Genomic DNA, 19,033 nt, shown 5'->3' on the forward strand with positions numbered 1-19,033 from the left:
CGTACCGTCGGCGCCGGCGTCGTAGCAAAAATCATCGAGTAATCACTCGGTCGATTGAAAAAGCCCCCGCTCAGCGGGGGCTTTTTTTATTGGGTTGACACTAAATAGGGGCGTCTATAGAATCACGCCTCCTTTTAACGGGCGTAGTGCGCCCGATGGGAACAGCCTGGAGTCTGAAATCCAATGCAAAATCAGCAAATCCGTATCAGGTTGAAGGCTTTTGACCATCGCCTGATCGACCAATCCACCCAGGAAATCGTGGAAACCGCGAAACGTACTGGTGCACAAGTGCGTGGTCCAATTCCACTGCCAACCCGCAAAGAGCGTTTCACCGTTCTGGTTTCCCCGCACGTCAACAAAGACGCGCGTGACCAGTACGAGATCCGCACTCATAAGCGTGTTCTGGACATCGTCCAGCCAACGGATAAAACCGTTGACGCGCTGATGAAGCTTGACCTTGCGGCAGGCGTGGAAGTACAGATCAGCCTCGGCTAAGACTTCGGTCTGAGTCGTGTAACGCTCTGAAATGGGCGGCCATAGCGGGTGAAAGCCCCGTACACTCATGAGGTTTACAACATGACTATTGGTGTAGTCGGTCGCAAGTGCGGTATGACCCGCATTTTCACCGAAGAAGGTGTCTCCATTCCGGTCACGGTCATCGAGATCGAGCCGAATCGCGTCACCCAGTTCAAAACTGAAGAAACCGATGGCTACCGTGCAGTGCAAGTCACTGTTGGTGAGCGTCGTGCTTCGCGCGTGACTGCCGCTCAGGCAGGTCACTTCGCCAAGGCTAACGTTGCCGCTGGTCGCGGTGTCTGGGAGTTCCGTCTTGAAGAAGGCGATTTCCAGGCTGGCGATCTGATCAAAGCTGAACTCTTCACTGCAGGCCAGCTGGTAGACGTAACCGGTCAGTCCAAAGGTAAAGGCTTCGCCGGTACCATCAAGCGTTGGAACTTCCGTGGTCAAGACAACACCCACGGTAACTCTGTATCGCACCGTGTCCCTGGCTCCATCGGCCAGTGCCAGACTCCTGGTCGTGTATTCAAGGGCAAGAAGATGTCCGGTCACATGGGCGCCGAGCGCGTGACTGTTCAGTCCCTGGAAGTAGTACGCGTAGACGCAGAACGCAACCTGCTGCTGGTCAAGGGTGCCGTTCCAGGCGCTACTGGCGGCGACGTGGTTGTGCGTCCAGCTGTCAAGGCTCGCGGTTAAGGGGAAACTGACATGCAACTTAATGTAAATGACGCTCAGGCGATCGAAGTTTCCGAACTGACTTTCGGTGGCGAATTCAACGAGACGCTGGTACACCAAGCAGTCGTGGCCTACATGGCCGGCGGCCGTCAGGGCACCAAGCAGCAGAAGACCCGTTCCGACGTAGCTGGTGGCGGCAAGCGCCCGTGGCGTCAGAAAGGCACCGGCCGCGCTCGTGCCGGTACCACTCGCGGCCCAATCTGGCGCGGCGGTGGTGTCACCTTCGCAGCTCGTCCGCAGGACCACTCGCAGAAGCTCAACAAGAAGATGTATCGCGCAGCTCTGCGCTCCATCCTCTCCGAGCTGGTACGTAGCGAGCGTCTGGTCGTAGTTCAGGACTTCGCTGTTGAAGCTCCGAAGACCAAAGACCTGCTGAACAAGCTGAACGGCATGGGTCTGAACGACGTACTGATCGTTTCCGACGCTGTTGATCAGAACCTGTACCTGGCTGCTCGTAACCTGCCGCACGTCGACGTACGTGACGTTCAAGGTTCCGATCCGGTCAGTCTGATCGCATACGAGAAAGTGTTGATCACTGTCTCGGCCGTGAAGAAATTCGAGGAGCTGCTGGGATGAACCAGGAACGCGTATTTAAAGTCCTCCTTGGCCCGCACGTTTCCGAGAAGGCTACCGTTCTGGCTGAGAAGAAAGGCCAGTTCGTATTCAAGGTTGCTACTGACGCAACCAAGCTGGAAATCAAGAAAGCTGTCGAAGGCCTGTTCAACGTAAAAGTTGAAAACGTGTCGACTGTTAACGTTCTGGGTAAAACCAAGCGTACCGCACGTGGTCTGGGCAAGCGTAATGACTGGAAGAAGGCGATCGTCTCCCTTCAGCCAGGCCAAGATCTCGATTTCAGCAGCAGTGCTGAGTAAGGAAGGGGTGCATCATGGCAATCGTTAAATGCAAACCGACTTCCCCTGGCCGCCGTTTCGTGGTCAAGGTGGTCAACAAGGAGCTGCACAAAGGCGCTCCTCACGCACCGCTGATCGAGAAGAAATCGAAGTCTGGTGGTCGTAACAACAATGGCCGCATCACCACTCGTCACGTTGGTGGTGGTCATAAGCAGCATTACCGTCTGGTTGACTTCCGTCGCAACGACAAAGATGGCATCCCAGCCACCGTCGAGCGTATCGAATACGACCCGAACCGTACTGCTCACATCGCCCTGCTGTGCTACGCAGACGGCGAGCGTCGCTACATCATCGCCCCTAAAGGCGTTGTTGCTGGCGACCAGCTGATCGCAGGCGCTCTGGCCCCAATCAAGGCCGGTAACTCCCTGCAACTGCGCAACATCCCAGTAGGTAGCACCATTCACGGCATCGAACTGAAGCCGGGCAAAGGTGCTCAGATCGCTCGTTCCGCTGGTGCTTCGGCTCAGCTGATCGCTCGCGAAGGCGCTTACGTGACCCTGCGTCTGCGCTCTGGTGAAATGCGTAAAGTACTGGCTGAGTGCCGTGCGACCCTGGGCGAAGTCTCGAACTCCGAGCACAGCCTGCGTTCGCTGGGTAAAGCTGGTGCCAAACGCTGGCGCGGCGTTCGCCCAACCGTTCGTGGTGTTGCCATGAACCCGGTTGACCACCCACATGGTGGTGGTGAAGGTCGTACCTCCGGTGGTCGTCATCCGGTATCGCCATGGGGCTTCCCGACCAAGGGTGCGAAGACCCGTGGTAATAAGCGTACCGACAATATGATCGTCCGTCGTCGCAAGTAACTAGAGGGATACGACAGTGCCACGTTCTCTGAAAAAAGGTCCTTTTATCGATCTTCACCTTCTGAAGAAGATCGAAGTGGCGGTGGAGAAGAACGATCGCAAACCAGTTAAAACCTGGTCGCGCCGTTCGATGATCCTGCCACAAATGGTCGGTCTGACCATCGCGGTACATAACGGTCGCCAGCATGTCCCAGTTCTCGTGAACGAAGACATGGTCGGCCACAAACTGGGCGAGTTCGCCGGTACCCGCACCTATCGCGGGCACGTGGCTGACAAGAAAGCCAAGCGTTAAGGGGTAAGGAAATGGAAGTAGCCGCTAAGTTGTCGGGCGCTCGAATCTCCGCCCAGAAAGCCCGCTTGGTCGCCGACCAGATCCGCGGGAAGAAGGTGGGCGAAGCGCTCAACCTGTTGGCCTTCAGCAGCAAAAAAGCCGCTGAAATCATGAAGAAAGTCCTCGAGTCGGCCGTAGCCAACGCCGAACACAACGAAGGCGCAGACGTTGATGACCTGAAGGTCTCCACCGTCTTCGTCAACGAAGGGCGTTCGCTGAAGCGCATCATGCCGCGTGCCAAAGGCCGCGCTGATCGCATCGTCAAGCGGTCTTGCCATATCACTGTCAAGGTTGCGGACAAGTAACGGAGTCGATCAGATGGGTCAGAAAGTACATCCCACTGGCATTCGCCTGGGAATCGTCAAGGAGCACACCTCCGTCTGGTATGCAGACGGCGCTACTTACGCAGATTACCTGTTGAAGGATCTGAAAACGCGTGAGTACCTCCAGGACAAACTAAAAAGCGCGTCCGTAAGCCGTATCGATATTCATCGTCCGGCCCAAACTGCACGCATCACCATCCACACCGCTCGTCCCGGTATCGTTATCGGCAAGAAGGGTGAGGACGTTGAGAAGCTGCGTCAGGACCTGACCAAGCAGATGGGTGTGCCTGTGCACATCAACATCGAAGAGATCCGCAAGCCGGAACTCGACGCAATGCTGGTTGCCCAGAGCGTAGCTCAGCAGCTGGAGCGCCGCGTAATGTTCCGTCGCGCCATGAAGCGCGCCGTTCAGAACGCCATGCGTATTGGTGCCAAGGGCATCAAGATCCAGGTTAGCGGTCGTCTCGGCGGTGCCGAGATCGCTCGTACTGAGTGGTATCGCGAAGGTCGTGTGCCTCTGCACACCCTGCGTGCCGATATCGACTACAACACCTACGAAGCTCACACCACTTACGGTGTGATCGGTGTGAAGGTTTGGATCTTCAAAGGCGAAGTTATTGGTGGTCGCCAGGAAGAGCTGAAGCCTCAAGCACCAGCGCCTCGTAAAAAAGCTGCTAAGTAAGGGGTACGCCAAATGTTGCAACCAAAGCGTACAAAATTCCGTAAGCAGATGACCGGCCACAACCGTGGTCTGGCACTGCGCGGTAGCAAGGTCAGCTTCGGCGAATTCGCCCTGAAGGCTGTTGCTCGCGGTCGTCTCACCGCCCGTCAGATCGAGTCGGCACGTCGTGCCCTGACCCGTCACGTAAAACGTGGCGGCAAGATCTGGATCCGCGTCTTCCCGGACAAGCCGGTTACCAAGAAGCCTCTCGAGGTTCGTATGGGTAAAGGTAAGGGCTCCGTGGAATACTGGGTTGCCCAGATTCAGCCAGGCAAAGTCCTGTACGAGATCGAGGGTGTTTCTGAAGAGCTGGCGCGCGAGGCCTTCGCCCTGGCTGCTGCAAAGCTGCCACTCGCCACCTCCTTTGTTAAGCGGACGGTGATGTGATGAAAGCGAATGAACTTCGTGAAAAATCGGCACAGCAACTGAATGAGCAACTGCTCGGCTTGCTGCGCGACCAGTTCAATCTGCGTATGCAGAAGGCAACTGGCCAGTTGGGGCAGTCGCACCTGCTCTCGCAAGTTAAGCGTGACATCGCTCGCGTGAAAACTGTGCTCAACCAGCAGGCAGGTAAGTGATCATGGCTGAAGCTGAAAAAACCGTCCGTACGCTGACTGGCCGTGTCGTCAGCGACAAAATGGACAAGACCATCACCGTTCTGATCGAGCGTCGCGTCAAGCACCCGATCTACGGTAAATACGTTAAGCGTTCGACTAAGCTGCACGCGCACGACGCGACTAACCAGTGCAAGATCGGCGACAAGGTTTCCATTCGTGAAACCCGTCCGCTGGCCAAGACCAAGTCCTGGGCACTGGTTGAAGTCATCGAACGCGCTGTTGAAGTCTAAGGGCGAAGGGTCGGAGAAATTTTATGATTCAGACTCAATCCATGCTCGATGTGGCCGATAACAGCGGCGCTCGTCGCGTCATGTGCATCAAGGTGCTCGGCGGTTCCCACCGCCGTTACGCCGGTATCGGTGACATCATCAAAGTTACCGTCAAGGAAGCAATTCCTCGCGGTAAGGTCAAAAAAGGCCAGGTGATGACTGCCGTTGTCGTTCGTACCCGTCATGGTGTGCGTCGCGCTGACGGTTCCATCATTCGTTTCGACGGCAACGCTGCTGTTCTGCTGAACACCAAGCAAGAGCCGATCGGCACTCGCATCTTCGGGCCAGTGACCCGTGAACTTCGTACCGAGAAGTTCATGAAGATCGTCTCGCTCGCCCCTGAAGTGCTCTAAGGAGATCCGACATGCAAAAGATTCGTCGTGACGACGAGATCATCGTGATCGCCGGCAAGGACAAAGGTAAGCGCGGTAAGGTGCTGAAGGTTCTCGCTGACAACCGTCTGGTTGTTGGTGGTGTCAACCTGGTCAAGCGTCATACCAAGCCTAACCCGATGGCGGGCGTCCAGGGCGGTATCGTCGAGAAAGAAGCGCCTCTGCACGCTTCCAACGTTGCCATTTTCAATGGTGAAACCAACAAGGCTGACCGCGTTGGCTTCAAGGTTGAAGACGGCAAGAAAATTCGTGTCTTCAAGTCGACCCAGAAAGCGGTTGATGCTTGAACACTGCTAGGTAGAAGACAATGGCACGACTGAAAGAGATTTACCGGAACGAAATCGCTCCCAAGCTTAAGGAAGAACTTAAGCTGGCGAACGTGATGGAAGTTCCTCGCGTAACCAAGATCACCCTGAACATGGGTCTGGGCGAAGCGGTCGGTGACAAGAAAGTCATCGAGAACGCCGTTGCCGACCTGGAAAAGATCACCGGCCAAAAAGCCGTTGTGACTTTCGCTCGCAAGTCGATTGCGGGCTTCAAGGTTCGTGAAGGTTGGCCGATTGGCGTCAAGGTAACCCTGCGCCGTGATCGTATGTACGAATTCCTGGACCGCCTGCTGGCGATCTCCCTGCCTCGGGTTCGCGACTTCCGCGGCCTGAATGCCAAGTCCTTCGACGGTCGTGGCAACTACAGCATGGGCGTGAAAGAGCAGATCATCTTCCCGGAAATCGACTACGACAAGATCGATGCTCTGCGCGGTCTGGACATCACCCTGACCACCACTGCTCGTACGGATGACGAAGGTCGCGCTCTGCTGCGTGCTTTCAAATTCCCGTTCCGCAACTGATTGGAGTAGGAAAATGGCCAAGAAGAGCATGAAGAACCGCGAGCTGAAGCGTCAGCTCACGGTAGCCAAGTACGCTAAGAAGCGTGCTGAGCTGAAAGCGACCATCGTCAACCTGAACGCCTCTCCTGAAGAGCGTTTCGCTGCCGTAGTCGCTCTGCAGAAGCAGCCACGCGACGCTAGCGCCTCGCGCCTGCGTAACCGTTGCCGCCTGACCGGTCGTCCTCACGGTGTATACCGTAAGTTCGGCCTGGGCCGTAACATGCTGCGTCAAGCTGCAATGCGTGGCGACGTACCGGGTCTGGTCAAGGCCTCCTGGTAATCGCTGCAGGTGTAGAACCGGCGGAAGAGGAGCGATCTTCCGACCGTCGGTAACTTCGCCAACGAACAAGCCCCTTCATGGGGCTTGTTTCGTTTCTGCCTTGTGTCTAGAATGACCGGCTCACCTGAGCCTGGGTTTTTTTACCCTGCCCGCTCGGGTGGTTGTGATAGCCGCAAGGCTAATAATTCTTGTATCAGGAGCATCTAGCCCATGAGTATGCAGGACCCGTTAGCGGACATGCTAACTCGCATCCGTAATGCCCAGATGGCTGAAAAGTCCGTCGTAAGCATGCCTTCCTCCACCCTGAAGGTCGCGGTTGCCAAAGTTCTGAAGGACGAAGGTTACATCGCTGGCTACCAGGTAACTGGTGAGGCCAAGCCTTCCCTGTCGATCGAACTGAAGTACTTCGAAGGCCGTCCGGTCATCGAGGAACTGAAGCGCTCCAGCCGTCCAGGCCTGCGCCAGTACAAGTCCGTCGCAGACCTGCCGAAAGTACGTGGCGGCCTGGGCGTGTCTATCGTCTCCACCAACAAAGGTGTGATGACTGATCGCGCTGCGCGCGCTGCCGGTGTCGGCGGCGAAGTTCTGTGCACAGTGTTCTAAGGGGAGATAGGCATGTCTCGCGTCGCTAAGAACCCCGTTAAGCTGCCAGCTGGCGTCGAAGTCAAATTCGCCGGCCAACAGCTTTCGGTTAAGGGTGCCAAAGGCACTCTCGAACTGAACGTTCACTCGTCTGTTGAAGTTACCGAAGAGTCTGGTGAGCTGCGTTTCGCCGCTCGCAACGGTGACCAGCAAGCCCGCGCCATGGCCGGTACCACCCGTGCTCTGGTCAACAACATGGTTCAGGGCGTAAGCCAAGGCTTCGAGCGTAAGCTCCAGCTGATCGGTGTTGGTTACAAAGCACAGGCCAAGGGCTCCGTCCTGAACCTGGCTCTGGGCTTCTCGCACCCAGTGGACTACGAACTGCCAGCCGGCATCACCGCTGAAACTCCCAGCCAGACCGACATCCTGATCAAGGGTATCGACAAGCAGCTGGTTGGTCAGGTGGCCGCTGAAATCCGCGACTTCCGTCCGCCAGAGCCTTACAAAGGCAAGGGTGTGCGTTACGCGGACGAAGTAGTCCGTCGTAAAGAAGCCAAGAAGAAGTAGGGCCTAGCAAATGACCGACAAAAAAGTTACTCGACTGCGTCGCGCTCGCAAAGCACGCCTGAAAATGCACGAGCTCGAAGCCGTGCGTCTCTGCGTGTTCCGCTCCTCGCAGCACATCTACGCCCAGGTCATTTCGGCCGACGGCAGCAAGGTTCTGGCAAGCGCCTCTACCTTGGACAAAGAACTGCGTGATGGCGCCACCGGCAACATCGACGCGGCCACTAAGGTTGGCAAGCTGGTAGCTGAGCGCGCGAAAGCCGCCGGCGTCTCTCAAGTTGCTTTCGACCGTTCTGGCTTCAAGTACCACGGCCGCGTCAAGGCGCTGGCTGATGCTGCTCGTGAAGGCGGGCTGGAGTTCTAAGTTATGGCAAATAACGACCAAAAGCGCGACGAAGGCTACATCGAGAAGCTGGTTCAAGTTAACCGCGTTGCAAAAACCGTCAAAGGCGGCCGTATCTTCACCTTCACCGCGCTGACCGTGGTAGGTGATGGCAAGGGCCGTGTCGGCTTCGGCCGTGGCAAGTCGCGCGAAGTACCTGCTGCGATTCAGAAAGCCATGGAAGCTGCCCGTCGCAACATGATCCAGGTTGACCTGAAGGGCACTACCCTGCAGTACGCCACCAAGGCCGCCCACGGCGCCTCGAAGGTTTACATGCAGCCTGCCTCGGAAGGTACCGGTATCATCGCCGGCGGCGCAATGCGTGCTGTCCTGGAAGTTGCTGGTGTCCAGAACGTTCTGGCCAAGTGCTACGGTTCGACCAACCCAGTGAACGTGGTTTACGCCACCTTCAAGGGTCTGAAAGCCATGCAATCTCCTGAGTCCATTGCTGCCAAGCGCGGCAAGAGCGTTGAGGAGATCATCTGATCATGGCAACCGTAAAAGTAACGCTGATCAAAAGCACCGCCGGCCGCCTGCCTAACCACAAACTGTGCGTTAAGGGTCTGGGTCTGCGTCGCATCGGTCACACTGTAGAAGTCCAAGACACTCCCGAAAACCGCGGGATGATCAACAAGGCTTACTACATGCTGCGCGTCGAGGGTTAATCGATGAAACTCAATGATCTGAGTCCAGCGCCGGGTTCCCGTCGCGAGAAGCATCGTCCGGGTCGTGGTATCGGTAGCGGTTTGGGCAAGACCGGTGGCCGCGGCCACAAAGGTCAAACCTCCCGTTCCGGTGGTTCGATCGCTCCGGGCTTCGAAGGCGGTCAACAGCCGCTGCACCGTCGTCTGCCGAAGTTCGGCTTCGTTTCCCTGAAAGCTATGGATCGCGCTGAAGTGCGTCTGTCCGAGCTGGCCAAGGTGGAAGGCGACGTGATCTCCGTGCAATCCCTGAAGGATGCCAACGTGATCGGCCAGAACGTACAGCGTGTGAAAATCATGCTGTCGGGCGAAGTCACTCGCGCAGTCACCATCAAGGGTATCGCAGCCACCAAGGGTGCGCGTGCGGCTATCGAAGCAGCTGGCGGCAAGTTCGAGGAATAAATGGCTAAGCAAGGTGCTCTCTCTTCGCTCGGTAAGGGCGGGATGTCGGAACTCTGGGCTCGTCTGCGCTTTCTGTTCATGGCGATCATCGTCTATCGAATTGGCGCGCATATCCCGGTGCCTGGCATCAATCCGGACCGTCTGGCGGATCTGTTTCGGCAGAATGAGGGGACCATTCTTAGCTTGTTCAACATGTTTTCCGGTGGTGCGCTGGAGCGCATGAGCATCTTTGCACTGGGGATCATGCCGTACATTTCGGCATCGATCATCATGCAGCTCATGACCGCGGTCAGCCCACAACTGGAGCAGTTGAAGAAGGAAGGTGAAGCTGGCCGTCGCAAGATCAGCCAGTACACCCGCTACGGCACCGTTATCCTGGCACTGGTTCAAGCCATTGGCATGTCCATCGGCTTGGCCAACCAGGGCGTGGCGTTTTCTGCAGGCCTGAGCTTCTATGTTGTCGCCGTTGCCACCTTCGTGGCCGGCGCGATGTTCATGATGTGGCTGGGCGAGCAGATCACCGAGCGCGGTGTGGGCAACGGTATCTCGATGTTGATCTTCGCGGGTATCGTTGCCGGTCTTCCGAGAGCAATCGGGCAGTCTTTCGAGTCTGCGCGTACAGGCGATATCAACATTTTCGCCCTGGTCGCTATCGGTTTGCTGGCAGTAGCGATTATCGGCTTCGTGGTGTTCATTGAGCGTGGTCAGCGTCGTATTGCCGTTCACTACGCCAAGCGTCAGCAGGGCCGTAAGGTCTTTGCTGCACAGACTAGCCACTTGCCGCTCAAGGTGAACATGGCGGGGGTCATCCCGGCTATTTTCGCCAGCAGCATTTTGCTGTTCCCGGCTTCGCTGGGTGCCTGGTTCGGTCAGTCCGAAGGTATGGGCTGGCTGCAAGACATCTCGCAGTCGATCGCTCCTGGTCAGCCGTTGAACATTCTGCTGTTTAGTGCAGGGATCATTTTCTTCTGCTTCTTCTACACAGCATTGATGTTCAATCCGAAAGACGTAGCGGAAAACCTGAAGAAGTCCGGTGCCTTTATTCCGGGTATCCGTCCTGGTGAGCAGTCGGCGCGCTATATCGATGGCGTTCTGACTCGTTTGACCATGTTCGGTGCTCTTTACATGATGGCCGTCTGCCTTCTGCCCCAGTTCCTGGTGGTGGCAGCAAACGTGCCGTTCTACCTTGGCGGGACCTCGTTGCTGATTGTGGTAGTGGTTGTGATGGACTTCATGTCCCAAGTACAATCGCACCTCGTTTCGCACCAGTACGAATCCCTGATGAAGAAAGCCAACCTGAAAGGCTACGGTGGCAGCGGCCTGCTGCGCTGATAGTCCCCTAAGGTTCGAGGAGTCGGTAATGAAAGTTCGTGCATCGGTGAAAAAGCTGTGCCGCAACTGCAAGATCATTCGTCGCGAAGGTATCGTGCGCGTGATCTGCAGCGCGGAACCGCGTCACAAGCAGCGCCAAGGCTGAGTGTGATCCGCGCTTCAAACCCAGCAGCTAGTGTGCTGCTGGGTTGATTATTCGTTTCTACAGCGATATTATCTCGCGCCCTATTTCTTGGCTTCCGGGGCGTAGGTAGCTGTCAATTGGAGTCCCACTGAATGGCCCGTATTGCAGGCGTCAACATTCCAGATAACAAGCACACTGTTATCTCGCTGACCTACATCTATGGTGTCGGTCGCACAACTGCACAGAAGATCTGTGCAGACGCTGGTGTAAATCCAGCCGCTAAGATCAAGGATCTGAGCGACGAGCAAATCGAAACCCTGCGTGGCGAAGTCGCGAAGTTCACCACCGAAGGTGACCTGCGCCGTGACATCAACATGAAGATCAAGCGCTTGATGGACCTGGGTTGCTACCGCGGCCTGCGTCATCGTAAAGGTCTGCCGGTTCGCGGTCAGCGCACCAAGACCAACGCACGCACCCGTAAGGGCCCGCGTAAGCCGATCCGCAAGTAATCGCCCAGGAATATAGACATGGCAAAACCTGCTGCTCGTCCTCGTAAGAAAGTCAAAAAGACAGTGGTTGATGGCATCGCCCACATCCATGCGTCTTTCAACAACACCATCGTGACCATCACCGACCGCCAGGGCAACGCACTGTCCTGGGCTACTTCCGGTGGTTCGGGTTTCCGTGGTTCGCGCAAATCCACCCCGTTCGCAGCCCAGATCGCTGCTGAGCGTGCTGGTCAAGCTGCGCTGGAATATGGCCTGAAGAACCTCGACGTCAACGTCAAGGGTCCAGGTCCAGGTCGTGAGTCCGCCGTTCGTGCACTGAACAGCTGCGGCTACAAGATCGCCAGCATCACCGACGTGACGCCAATCCCGCACAACGGGTGCCGTCCGCCGAAGAAGCGTCGCGTGTAATCAGGAGACAGATAAATGGCACGTTACATTGGTCCAAAATGCAAACTGTCTCGTCGTGAAGGCACCGACCTGTTCCTGAAGAGCGGCGTTCGCGCTCTGGAATCGAAGTGCAACATCGAAGCAGCCCCAGGTATCCACGGTCAGCGCCGTGGCCGTCAGTCCGACTACGGTACCCAGCTGCGCGAGAAGCAAAAAGTTCGTCGTATCTACGGTGTACTGGAGCGTCAGTTCCGCGGTTACTACCAGACTGCTGCCTCGAAAAAAGGCGCTACCGGTGAAAACCTGCTGCAACTGCTCGAGTGCCGTCTGGACAACGTTGTCTACCGTATGGGCTTCGGTTCCACTCGTTCGGAATCGCGTCAGCTGGTTTCGCACAAGGCAATCAGCGTCAACGGCAAGACCGTAAACATTCCATCCTACCAAGTTCGTCCGGGTGACGTGGTCGCGGTTCGCGAGAAGTCGCAGAACCAGCTGCGCATTGTTCAAGCCCTTGAACTGTGCGCCCAGCGTGGCCGCGTTGAGTGGGTTGACGTGGATGCTGCTAAGAAGTCGGGCGTTTTCAAGAACGTTCCTGCTCGCAGCGACCTGTCCGCCGACATCAACGAAAACCTGATTGTCGAGCTCTACTCCAAGTAAGGGCTAGAAAATAGGTGCATCCATGCAGATTTCGGTAAATGAGTTCCTGACACCCCGCCACATTGATGTGCAGGTTGTCAGTCCGACCCGCGCCAAGATCACGCTCGAGCCTCTCGAGCGTGGTTTCGGCCATACCCTGGGCAACGCGCTGCGCCGCATCCTGTTGTCCTCCATGCCTGGCTGTGCAGTAGTCGAGGCCGAGATCGATGGCGTACTCCACGAGTACTCCGCGATCGAAGGTGTACAGGAAGATGTCATTGAAATCCTGTTGAACCTCAAAGGCCTGGCTATCAAGCTGCACGGTCGTGACGAAGTTACGCTGACCTTGTCGAAAAAGGGTTCGGGGGTGGTTACCGCTGCCGATATTCAGCTGGATCACGATGTCGAGATCGTCAATCCCGATCACGTAATCGCGAACCTGGCGTCCAACGGCGCCCTGAACATGAAGCTCACCGTAGCTCGTGGTCGCGGTTACGAGCCGGCCGACTCCCGTCAAACCGACGAAGACGAAAGCCGCAGCATCGGCCGTCTGCAGTTGGACGCTTCGTTCAGCCCGGTGCGTCGTATCGCCTATGTGGTCGAGAACGCCCGTGTTGAGCAGCGTACCAACCTGGACAAGCTGGTCATCGATCTGGAAACCAACGGCACCCTGGACCCTGAAGAGGCTATCCGTCGCGCCGCGACCATCCTGCAACAGCAGCTGGCCGCGTTCGTCGACCTCAAAGGTGACAGCGAGCCTGTTGTAGTCGAGCAGGAAGACGAGATCGATCCGATCCTGCTGCGTCCGGTTGACGATCTGGAACTGACCGTACGTTCGGCCAACTGCCTCAAGGCGGAGAACATCTACTACATCGGCGACCTGATTCAGCGTACCGAAGTAGAGCTGTTGAAGACTCCTAACCTGGGCAAGAAGTCCCTGACTGAAATCAAGGACGTCCTGGCCTCTCGTGGTCTGTCTCTCGGCATGCGCCTCGACAACTGGCCGCCTGCAAGTCTTAAGAAAGACGACAAGGCGACCGCCTGATCGTCGTAATCACCGAACGTAGTGTTTGGTAAGGAATGAATCATGCGTCATCGTAAAAGTGGACGTCACCTGAGCCGTACCAGCTCTCACCGCAAGGCTATGTTCCAGAACATGGCAGTGTCGCTGATCGAGCACGAGCTGATCAAAACCACCCTGCCGAAAGCCAAGGAACTGCGCCGCGTTGCCGAGCCGCTGATCACCCTGGCCAAGGAAGACAGCGTCGCCAACCGCCGTCTGGCTTTCGACCGTACCCGTTCGAAAGCTGCCGTTGGCAAGCTGTTCAATGATCTGGGCAAGCGCTACGCCACCCGTCAGGGCGGCTACCTGCGTATCCTGAAGTGCGGTTTCCGCGCTGGCGACAACGCGCCTATGGCGTACGTCGAGCTGGTTGATCGTCCGGTCGGTGGTGCTGTAGAAGCCGCCGAGTAAGACGTCAGTCTGCTACAAGAAACCGGGCCTAGTGCCCGGTTTTTTGTGCTTGCACGGATTATCAATTTCTATTGATGTGAATCAATCAATGAATTAGTTCTTGTAACCAGGGTTGCCCATACTTGTCAGCACGCCGATCAGCGGCAGCTAAAAACTGATAAGGAGAGCCCATGAGCAAGATTCTCACCACCGCCAGCGGTGCCCCAGTAGCAGACAACCAGAATTCCCGTTCGGCCGGGCCGCGCGGCCCGCTGTTGCTCGATGATTTCCATCTGATCGAGAAACTCGCCCACTTCAACCGGGAGAACATCCCGGAACGCCGTGTACACGCCAAGGGCTCTGGCGCATACGGTACCTTCACTGTCACTCGCGATATCACCCAATACACCAGCGCCAAGCTGTTCGAGCGTATCGGCAAGGAAACAGAGACCTTCCTGCGTTTCTCCACCGTAGGCGGAGAGCGCGGCTCTGCGGACACTGAGCGTGATCCGCGTGGCTTTGCAGTGAAGTTCTATACCGAGGAAGGCAATTGGGACATCGTTGGCAACAACACACCTGTATTCTTCATTCGCGATCCGCTGAAATTCCCGGACTTCATCCATACCCAAAAGCGGCACCCGCAGTCCAATTTGAAGAATGCCCAAATGATGTGGGACTTCTGGTCTCATTCGCCGGAGGCGCTGCACCAGGTCACCATTCTGTTCTCTGATCGAGGCATTCCGGATGGCTACCGCCACATGCACGGCTTTGGCAGTCATACCTACAGCCTGATCAACGCCAAGGGCGAGCGCACCTGGGTCAAATGGCACTTCAAGACCCAGCAAGGCATCAAGAACCTGTCGCCTGTCGAGGCCGCCCGTCTGGCAGGTACAGACCCAGACTACGCTCAGCGTGACCTGTTCGAGGCTATCGAGCGTGGTGATTACCCGCGCTGGACTGTATGCATCCAAGTGATGAGCGAGGCAGAGGCAGCAGCTCGGGAGGAAAACCCCTTTGATGTGACCAAGACTTGGTCGCAGAAGGAATACCCGCTGATCGAAGTTGGTGTGTTGGAGCTCAACCGTAACCCGCTCAACTATTTCGCTGAAGTCGAGCAGGCCGCCTTTGGCCCGAGCAACATGGTTCCAGGTGTGGGCCTCTCGCCGGATCGGATGCTGCAAGGGCGCGTGTTCGCCTATGCCGATGCCCACCGCTATCGCGTTGGCACCAACCATCAGCAGCTGCCAGTCAATGCGCCGCGTTGCCCTGTGCACAGCTACCAGCGCGATGGCGCGATGGCCGTCGGTTACTATGGCAGTGCGCCGAACTACGAGCCCAACAGCTACAGTGATGCGCCCAAACAGTCGTCTCGTCACGCCGAGCCGGCACTGGCCCTGCAAGGCGCCGCTGACCGCTATGATCACCGTGAAGACACGGACTACTACAGTCACGCCGGTGCTCTGTTCCGCTTGATGAGTGACGAGCAAAAGGCTCTGCTCATCAGCAATATCGCTGGGGCGATGGCGGGGGTTAGCGATGATGTAGTGCAACGTCAGTTGCAGTACTTCTTCAAGGCGGATCCTGCCTATGGCGAGGGCGTTGCAAAGGCTCTGGGCGTCAATCTCGCCTAAGTCGAAGTGATAAGAAGAACCGCCCTCATTTGGGCGGTTTTTCAATGAATATCACTACTGTTTAACCGATTTTTTGCTTCTAATTGCGCCTTTGTCCGTGACCATAGACAAATCCTGGTTCAAACTATGAGCCATAAGCCGTTTTCACAGGGAGAAGCAGGGCGATGCAAGGTCACCCGGACGTAATCAACTACCTCGTCACGTTGCTGAAGGGCGAACTGGCAGCACGCGATCAATACTTCATCCACTCTCGCATGTATGAAGATTGGGGCCTGTCCAAGCTCTACGAGCGAATCAACCACGAGATGGAAGAGGAGACGCAGCACGCCGATGCTCTGATGCGTCGGATCCTCATGCTCGAAGGTACGCCCGACATGCGCGCCGACGATCTGGAGGTCGGCAGCACCGTGCCGGAGATGATCGAGGCCGATTTGAAGCTCGAGTACAAGGTGCGTGCCGCACTGTGCAAAGGCATCGAATTGTGCGAGCTGCACAAGGACTACATCAGTCGCGACATTCTGCGTGCGCAACTGGCCGATACTGAAGAAGATCACACCTATTGGCTGGAGAAACAGCAAGGCCTGATCAAAGCGATCGGCCTGGAGAACTACCTGCAGTCGCAGATGTAAATGCCCCACGCCTTCCGCGAGGAGGTGGCGCCAAGCAAAAGCCCCTGGCATCAACATGCCAGGGGCTTTTTTCATCACACTCGGTCACGCTCCAGCAGCGGCTTGAGGTAGTGGCCGGTATAGGACTGTTTCATCTCGGCCAGTTCTTCAGGCGTACCGCAGGCGATGATTTGCCCGCCCTTCGAGCCTCCCTCCGGTCCAAGGTCCACAAGCCAGTCGGCGGTCTTGATCACATCCAGGTTGTGCTCGATCACCACTACGGTGTTGCCGTGATCGCGCAAGCGGTGCAGCACATCGAGCAGTTGCTGGATGTCAGCGAAGTGCAGGCCCGTGGTCGGCTCGTCGAGGATGTAGAGCGTCTTGCCGGTGTCGCGCTTGGACAGCTCTCGGGACAGCTTGACCCGCTGCGCTTCGCCGCCGGATAGCGTTGTAGCCGATTGCCCGAGCTTGATGTAGGAAAGCCCGACATCCATCAGCGTTTGCAGCTTGCGCGCCAGGGCGGGGACCGCGTCGAAGAATTCGCGGGCGTCCTCGATGGTCATTTCCAAGACCTCGTGGATGTTCTTGCCCTTGTACTTGATCTCCAGCGTCTCGCGGTTGTAGCGCTTGCTCTTGCACACATCGCACGGCACATAGATGTCCGGCAGGAAGTGCATTTCCACCTTGATCAGACCATCGCCCTGGCAGGCTTCGCAGCGACCACCCTTGACGTTGAACGAGAAGCGCCCTGGGCCATAGCCGCGGGCGCGGGACTCCGGCACGCCGGCGAACAGCTCGCGGATCGGGGTGAAGATACCGGTGTAGGTCGCCGGGTTGGAGCGCGGCGTGCGGCCGATGGGGCTCTGGTCGATATCGACCACCTTGTCCAGGTGTTGCAGGCCGTCGAGGCTGGTATGAGCAGCCGCTTCCAGGCTGCTGGTGCCATTGAGCGCCGTGGCCGCCAGTGGGAACAGGGTATTGTTGATCAGTGTCGATTTGCCCGAGCCGGAAACCCCGGTGACGCAGGTCAGCAGGCCGATCGGCACTTCGAGATCAACGTTCTGCAGGTTGTTCCCGCGGGCGCCTTTGAGCTTGAGGGCAAGTTTCTTGTCGCGGGGGGTGCGCTTGGCCGGCACGACAATTTTCTTGCGCCCGGACAGGTATTTGCCTGTGAGCGAGTCGGGGTGAGCCATGACTTCCTCAGGCGAGCCTTCCGCGACGATCTTCCCTCCGTGCACACCCGCGCCAGGGCCGATGTCCACTACATAGTCGGCCAGACGGATCGCGTCCTCGTCGTGCTCCACCACAATCACGGTATTGCCAAGGTCCCGCAGGTGATTGAGGGTCGCCAGCAAGCGGTCGTTGTCGCGCTGGTGCAGGCCAATGGAGGGTTCGTCGAGAATGTACATCACCCCCACCAGGCCAGCGCCGATCTGGCTGGCCAGGCGGATGCGCTGGGCTTCGCCGCCGGAGAGGGTCTCGGCGCTGCGGTCCAGGGTGAGGTAGTCGAGGCCGACGTTGACCAGGAACTGCAGTCGCTCGCAGATCTCCTTGAGGATCTTCGCCGCGATTTCGCCGCGTCGGCCTGTCAGGGTCAGGTCGCTGAAGTAGTCGCTGGCTTCGCCGATCGGTAGATTGGTGACGGCCGGCAAGGTCTTCTCGCCCACCCACACGTGACGCGCTTCACGACGCAGGCGGGTGCCGCGGCAATCCGGGCAGGGTTGGGTGCCCAGGTACTTGGCCAACTCTTCGCGCACGGTGGCTGATTCGGTCTCGCGATAACGCCGCTCCAGGTTGGGCACGATGCCCTCGAACGGGTGCGAGCGCTTGACGATGTCGCCACGGTCGTTGAGGTACTTGAAGTCGACGCTTTGCTTGCCGCTGCCGTGCAGAATGACTTTCTGGTGCTCGGCCGACAGCTCACCGAATGGCAGTTCGAGACTGAAACCGTAGTGCGCCGCCAGGGAGCCGAGCATCTGGAAGTAATAGACGTTGCGCCGATCCCAGCCACGAATGGCGCCCTCGGCCAGGGTCAGTTCATTGTTGACCAGGCGCTTGGTGTCGAAGAACTGCTTGACCCCCAGGCCGTCGCAGGTCGGGCAGGCGCCGGCCGGGTTGTTGAAGGAGAACAGCTTCGGCTCGAGCTCGCTGATGGCATGTCCGCACACCGGGCAGGCGAAGCGCGCCGAGAAGATCATCTCTTCGCCGGTCTCGTCATCCATCGGCGCCACAAGGGCAATGCCGTCGGCCAGCTTCAAGGCGGTCTCGAACGACTCGGCCAGGCGCTGCTGCAAGTCTTCACGGACCTTGAAACGGTCCACCACCACATCGATGCTGTGCTTTTTCTGTTTATCTAGCTTGGGCAGCTCGTCCAGCTCGTAGAGCTTGCCGTTGACCCGGGCGCGCACGAACCCCTGGGCGCGCAGTTCGTCGAACACCGCCAGATGTTCGCCCTTGCGTTCGCGCACCACCGGCGCCAGCAGCATCAGCTTGGTACCTTCCGGGCGCTCGAGCACCAAGTCGACCATCTGGCTGATCGTTTGCGCCTCCAGCGGAATGTCGTGGTCCGGACAGCGTGGCGTGCCGACGCGGGCATAGAGCAGGCGCAGGTAATCGTAGATCTCGGTGATGGTGCCGACAGTGGAGCGTGGGTTGTGGGAGGTCGACTTCTGTTCGATGGAGATGGCCGGCGACAGGCCTTCGATGGTATCGACGTCAGGTTTTTCCATCATCGACAGGAACTGCCGGGCATAGGCCGACAGGGATTCTACATAGCGCCGCTGGCCCTCGGCGTAGAGGGTATCGAACGCCAGGGACGACTTGCCGGAGCCGGACAAGCCGGTGATCACGATCAGCTTGTCCCGGGGCAGGGTCAGGTCGATGTTCTTCAGGTTGTGGGTACGTGCCCCACGAATCAGGATCTTGTCCACTGCGGCCTCGC

At 57.6% G+C, this 19,033-nt stretch carries 31 protein-coding genes; 30 read left to right on the forward strand and 1 reads right to left on the reverse strand.

Annotated features, from left to right (window positions below):
* The first annotated feature begins 183 nt into the window (after positions 1 to 183).
* The 30 genes from rpsJ to bfr all read left to right on the forward strand — a co-directional run bounded on the left by rpsJ (position 184) and on the right by bfr (position 16,113).
* On the forward strand, positions 184 to 495 hold the full coding sequence (gene rpsJ, locus HMPREF3173_RS13625; RefSeq protein WP_003186070.1) for a 30S ribosomal protein S10: 312 nt from the start codon (positions 184 to 186) through the stop codon (positions 493 to 495).
* An 81-nt stretch (positions 496 to 576) separates the two neighbouring features.
* The gene (gene rplC / locus HMPREF3173_RS13630; protein WP_043210317.1) at positions 577 to 1,212 is read left to right on the forward strand and encodes a 50S ribosomal protein L3; all 636 of its coding nucleotides are present in this window, start codon (positions 577 to 579) and stop codon (positions 1,210 to 1,212) included.
* 12 nt (positions 1,213 to 1,224) lie between these two features.
* Complete coding sequence (gene rplD / locus HMPREF3173_RS13635) at positions 1,225 to 1,827, forward strand: 50S ribosomal protein L4 (protein WP_043210315.1); 603 nt, start codon at positions 1,225 to 1,227, stop codon at positions 1,825 to 1,827.
* The gene (gene rplW / locus HMPREF3173_RS13640) at positions 1,824 to 2,123 is read left to right on the forward strand and encodes a 50S ribosomal protein L23 (RefSeq protein WP_003255484.1); all 300 of its coding nucleotides are present in this window, start codon (positions 1,824 to 1,826) and stop codon (positions 2,121 to 2,123) included. Before rplD ends, rplW begins: the two co-directional genes overlap by 4 nt.
* 14 nt (positions 2,124 to 2,137) lie before the next feature.
* The gene (gene rplB / locus HMPREF3173_RS13645; RefSeq protein WP_043210313.1) at positions 2,138 to 2,962 is read left to right on the forward strand and encodes a 50S ribosomal protein L2; all 825 of its coding nucleotides are present in this window, start codon (positions 2,138 to 2,140) and stop codon (positions 2,960 to 2,962) included.
* A gap of 16 nt (positions 2,963 to 2,978) precedes the next feature.
* Positions 2,979 to 3,254 (forward strand): 30S ribosomal protein S19, encoded by a 276-nt coding sequence (gene rpsS / locus HMPREF3173_RS13650; RefSeq protein ID WP_010486981.1) that lies wholly within the window; start codon positions 2,979 to 2,981, stop codon positions 3,252 to 3,254.
* Positions 3,255 to 3,265: 11 nt separating this feature from the next.
* The gene (gene rplV / locus HMPREF3173_RS13655) at positions 3,266 to 3,598 is read left to right on the forward strand and encodes a 50S ribosomal protein L22 (protein WP_003103908.1); all 333 of its coding nucleotides are present in this window, start codon (positions 3,266 to 3,268) and stop codon (positions 3,596 to 3,598) included.
* A gap of 13 nt (positions 3,599 to 3,611) precedes the next feature.
* Entirely contained in the window at positions 3,612 to 4,298 is a 687-nt protein-coding gene (gene rpsC / locus HMPREF3173_RS13660; RefSeq protein ID WP_003255481.1) for a 30S ribosomal protein S3, read from the forward strand.
* 12 nt (positions 4,299 to 4,310) lie between these two features.
* Positions 4,311 to 4,724, forward strand: coding sequence for a 50S ribosomal protein L16 (gene rplP / locus HMPREF3173_RS13665; protein ID WP_009397508.1), 414 nt, complete (start codon positions 4,311 to 4,313; stop codon positions 4,722 to 4,724).
* The gene (gene rpmC, locus HMPREF3173_RS13670; RefSeq protein ID WP_002555481.1) at positions 4,724 to 4,915 is read left to right on the forward strand and encodes a 50S ribosomal protein L29; all 192 of its coding nucleotides are present in this window, start codon (positions 4,724 to 4,726) and stop codon (positions 4,913 to 4,915) included. Before rplP ends, rpmC begins: the two co-directional genes overlap by 1 nt.
* A 2-nt stretch (positions 4,916 to 4,917) precedes the next feature.
* The gene (gene rpsQ / locus HMPREF3173_RS13675; protein WP_070573882.1) at positions 4,918 to 5,184 is read left to right on the forward strand and encodes a 30S ribosomal protein S17; all 267 of its coding nucleotides are present in this window, start codon (positions 4,918 to 4,920) and stop codon (positions 5,182 to 5,184) included.
* A 23-nt stretch (positions 5,185 to 5,207) separates the two neighbouring features.
* On the forward strand, positions 5,208 to 5,576 hold the full coding sequence (gene rplN / locus HMPREF3173_RS13680) for a 50S ribosomal protein L14 (RefSeq protein WP_008089810.1): 369 nt from the start codon (positions 5,208 to 5,210) through the stop codon (positions 5,574 to 5,576).
* An 11-nt stretch (positions 5,577 to 5,587) separates the two neighbouring features.
* Positions 5,588 to 5,902: a 50S ribosomal protein L24 gene (rplX, locus tag HMPREF3173_RS13685; RefSeq protein ID WP_013970637.1), complete on the forward strand. Its 315-nt coding sequence runs from the start codon at positions 5,588 to 5,590 to the stop codon at positions 5,900 to 5,902.
* Positions 5,903 to 5,922: 20 nt separating this feature from the next.
* Entirely contained in the window at positions 5,923 to 6,462 is a 540-nt protein-coding gene (gene rplE, locus HMPREF3173_RS13690) for a 50S ribosomal protein L5 (RefSeq protein WP_043210306.1), read from the forward strand.
* A 13-nt stretch (positions 6,463 to 6,475) separates the two neighbouring features.
* Positions 6,476 to 6,781: a 30S ribosomal protein S14 gene (rpsN, locus tag HMPREF3173_RS13695; protein ID WP_013970638.1), complete on the forward strand. Its 306-nt coding sequence runs from the start codon at positions 6,476 to 6,478 to the stop codon at positions 6,779 to 6,781.
* 210 nt (positions 6,782 to 6,991) lie between these two features.
* Entirely contained in the window at positions 6,992 to 7,384 is a 393-nt protein-coding gene (rpsH, locus tag HMPREF3173_RS13700; protein ID WP_043210304.1) for a 30S ribosomal protein S8, read from the forward strand.
* A gap of 12 nt (positions 7,385 to 7,396) precedes the next feature.
* Positions 7,397 to 7,930, forward strand: a complete 534-nt coding sequence (rplF, locus tag HMPREF3173_RS13705; RefSeq protein WP_043210302.1) for a 50S ribosomal protein L6 — start codon at positions 7,397 to 7,399, stop codon at positions 7,928 to 7,930.
* A 10-nt stretch (positions 7,931 to 7,940) separates the two neighbouring features.
* Positions 7,941 to 8,291, forward strand: coding sequence for a 50S ribosomal protein L18 (gene rplR, locus HMPREF3173_RS13710; protein WP_011531893.1), 351 nt, complete (start codon positions 7,941 to 7,943; stop codon positions 8,289 to 8,291).
* A 3-nt stretch (positions 8,292 to 8,294) separates the two neighbouring features.
* Positions 8,295 to 8,795: a 30S ribosomal protein S5 gene (rpsE, locus tag HMPREF3173_RS13715; protein ID WP_023382626.1), complete on the forward strand. Its 501-nt coding sequence runs from the start codon at positions 8,295 to 8,297 to the stop codon at positions 8,793 to 8,795.
* A 2-nt stretch (positions 8,796 to 8,797) separates the two neighbouring features.
* Complete coding sequence (gene rpmD, locus HMPREF3173_RS13720) at positions 8,798 to 8,974, forward strand: 50S ribosomal protein L30 (protein ID WP_009397493.1); 177 nt, start codon at positions 8,798 to 8,800, stop codon at positions 8,972 to 8,974.
* A gap of 3 nt (positions 8,975 to 8,977) precedes the next feature.
* Complete coding sequence (gene rplO, locus HMPREF3173_RS13725; RefSeq protein ID WP_003257107.1) at positions 8,978 to 9,412, forward strand: 50S ribosomal protein L15; 435 nt, start codon at positions 8,978 to 8,980, stop codon at positions 9,410 to 9,412.
* Complete coding sequence (gene secY, locus HMPREF3173_RS13730) at positions 9,413 to 10,744, forward strand: preprotein translocase subunit SecY (protein ID WP_043210294.1); 1,332 nt, start codon at positions 9,413 to 9,415, stop codon at positions 10,742 to 10,744.
* 28 nt (positions 10,745 to 10,772) lie between these two features.
* A complete protein-coding gene (gene rpmJ, locus HMPREF3173_RS13735) occupies positions 10,773 to 10,889 on the forward strand; it encodes a 50S ribosomal protein L36 (RefSeq protein ID WP_011531897.1) in 117 nt (38 codons plus the stop codon).
* A gap of 131 nt (positions 10,890 to 11,020) precedes the next feature.
* Positions 11,021 to 11,377 (forward strand): 30S ribosomal protein S13, encoded by a 357-nt coding sequence (gene rpsM / locus HMPREF3173_RS13740; RefSeq protein WP_003255457.1) that lies wholly within the window; start codon positions 11,021 to 11,023, stop codon positions 11,375 to 11,377.
* Between the two features lie 18 nt (positions 11,378 to 11,395).
* The gene (rpsK, locus tag HMPREF3173_RS13745) at positions 11,396 to 11,785 is read left to right on the forward strand and encodes a 30S ribosomal protein S11 (RefSeq protein WP_003255454.1); all 390 of its coding nucleotides are present in this window, start codon (positions 11,396 to 11,398) and stop codon (positions 11,783 to 11,785) included.
* A 15-nt stretch (positions 11,786 to 11,800) separates the two neighbouring features.
* Complete coding sequence (gene rpsD, locus HMPREF3173_RS13750; RefSeq protein ID WP_043210292.1) at positions 11,801 to 12,421, forward strand: 30S ribosomal protein S4; 621 nt, start codon at positions 11,801 to 11,803, stop codon at positions 12,419 to 12,421.
* 22 nt (positions 12,422 to 12,443) lie between these two features.
* Positions 12,444 to 13,445, forward strand: coding sequence for a DNA-directed RNA polymerase subunit alpha (gene rpoA, locus HMPREF3173_RS13755; RefSeq protein WP_003255452.1), 1,002 nt, complete (start codon positions 12,444 to 12,446; stop codon positions 13,443 to 13,445).
* 42 nt (positions 13,446 to 13,487) lie between these two features.
* The gene (gene rplQ / locus HMPREF3173_RS13760; protein ID WP_043210290.1) at positions 13,488 to 13,874 is read left to right on the forward strand and encodes a 50S ribosomal protein L17; all 387 of its coding nucleotides are present in this window, start codon (positions 13,488 to 13,490) and stop codon (positions 13,872 to 13,874) included.
* A 170-nt stretch (positions 13,875 to 14,044) separates the two neighbouring features.
* Complete coding sequence (locus tag HMPREF3173_RS13765) at positions 14,045 to 15,484, forward strand: catalase (RefSeq protein ID WP_070573884.1); 1,440 nt, start codon at positions 14,045 to 14,047, stop codon at positions 15,482 to 15,484.
* A gap of 164 nt (positions 15,485 to 15,648) precedes the next feature.
* A complete protein-coding gene (gene bfr, locus HMPREF3173_RS13770) occupies positions 15,649 to 16,113 on the forward strand; it encodes a bacterioferritin (protein WP_012316512.1) in 465 nt (154 codons plus the stop codon).
* Between the two features lie 74 nt (positions 16,114 to 16,187).
* On the opposite strand, the gene uvrA is transcribed toward bfr, so the two are convergent.
* Complete coding sequence (uvrA, locus tag HMPREF3173_RS13775) at positions 16,188 to 19,022, reverse strand: excinuclease ABC subunit UvrA (RefSeq protein ID WP_070573886.1); 2,835 nt, start codon at positions 19,020 to 19,022, stop codon at positions 16,188 to 16,190.
* Positions 19,023 to 19,033: the final 11 nt, after the last annotated feature.

Origin of the sequence: Pseudomonas sp. HMSC08G10, assembly GCF_001808425.1 — a bacterium.
In the GTDB taxonomy this organism is placed as follows: Bacteria; Pseudomonadota; Gammaproteobacteria; order Pseudomonadales; family Pseudomonadaceae; genus Aquipseudomonas; species Aquipseudomonas guariconensis.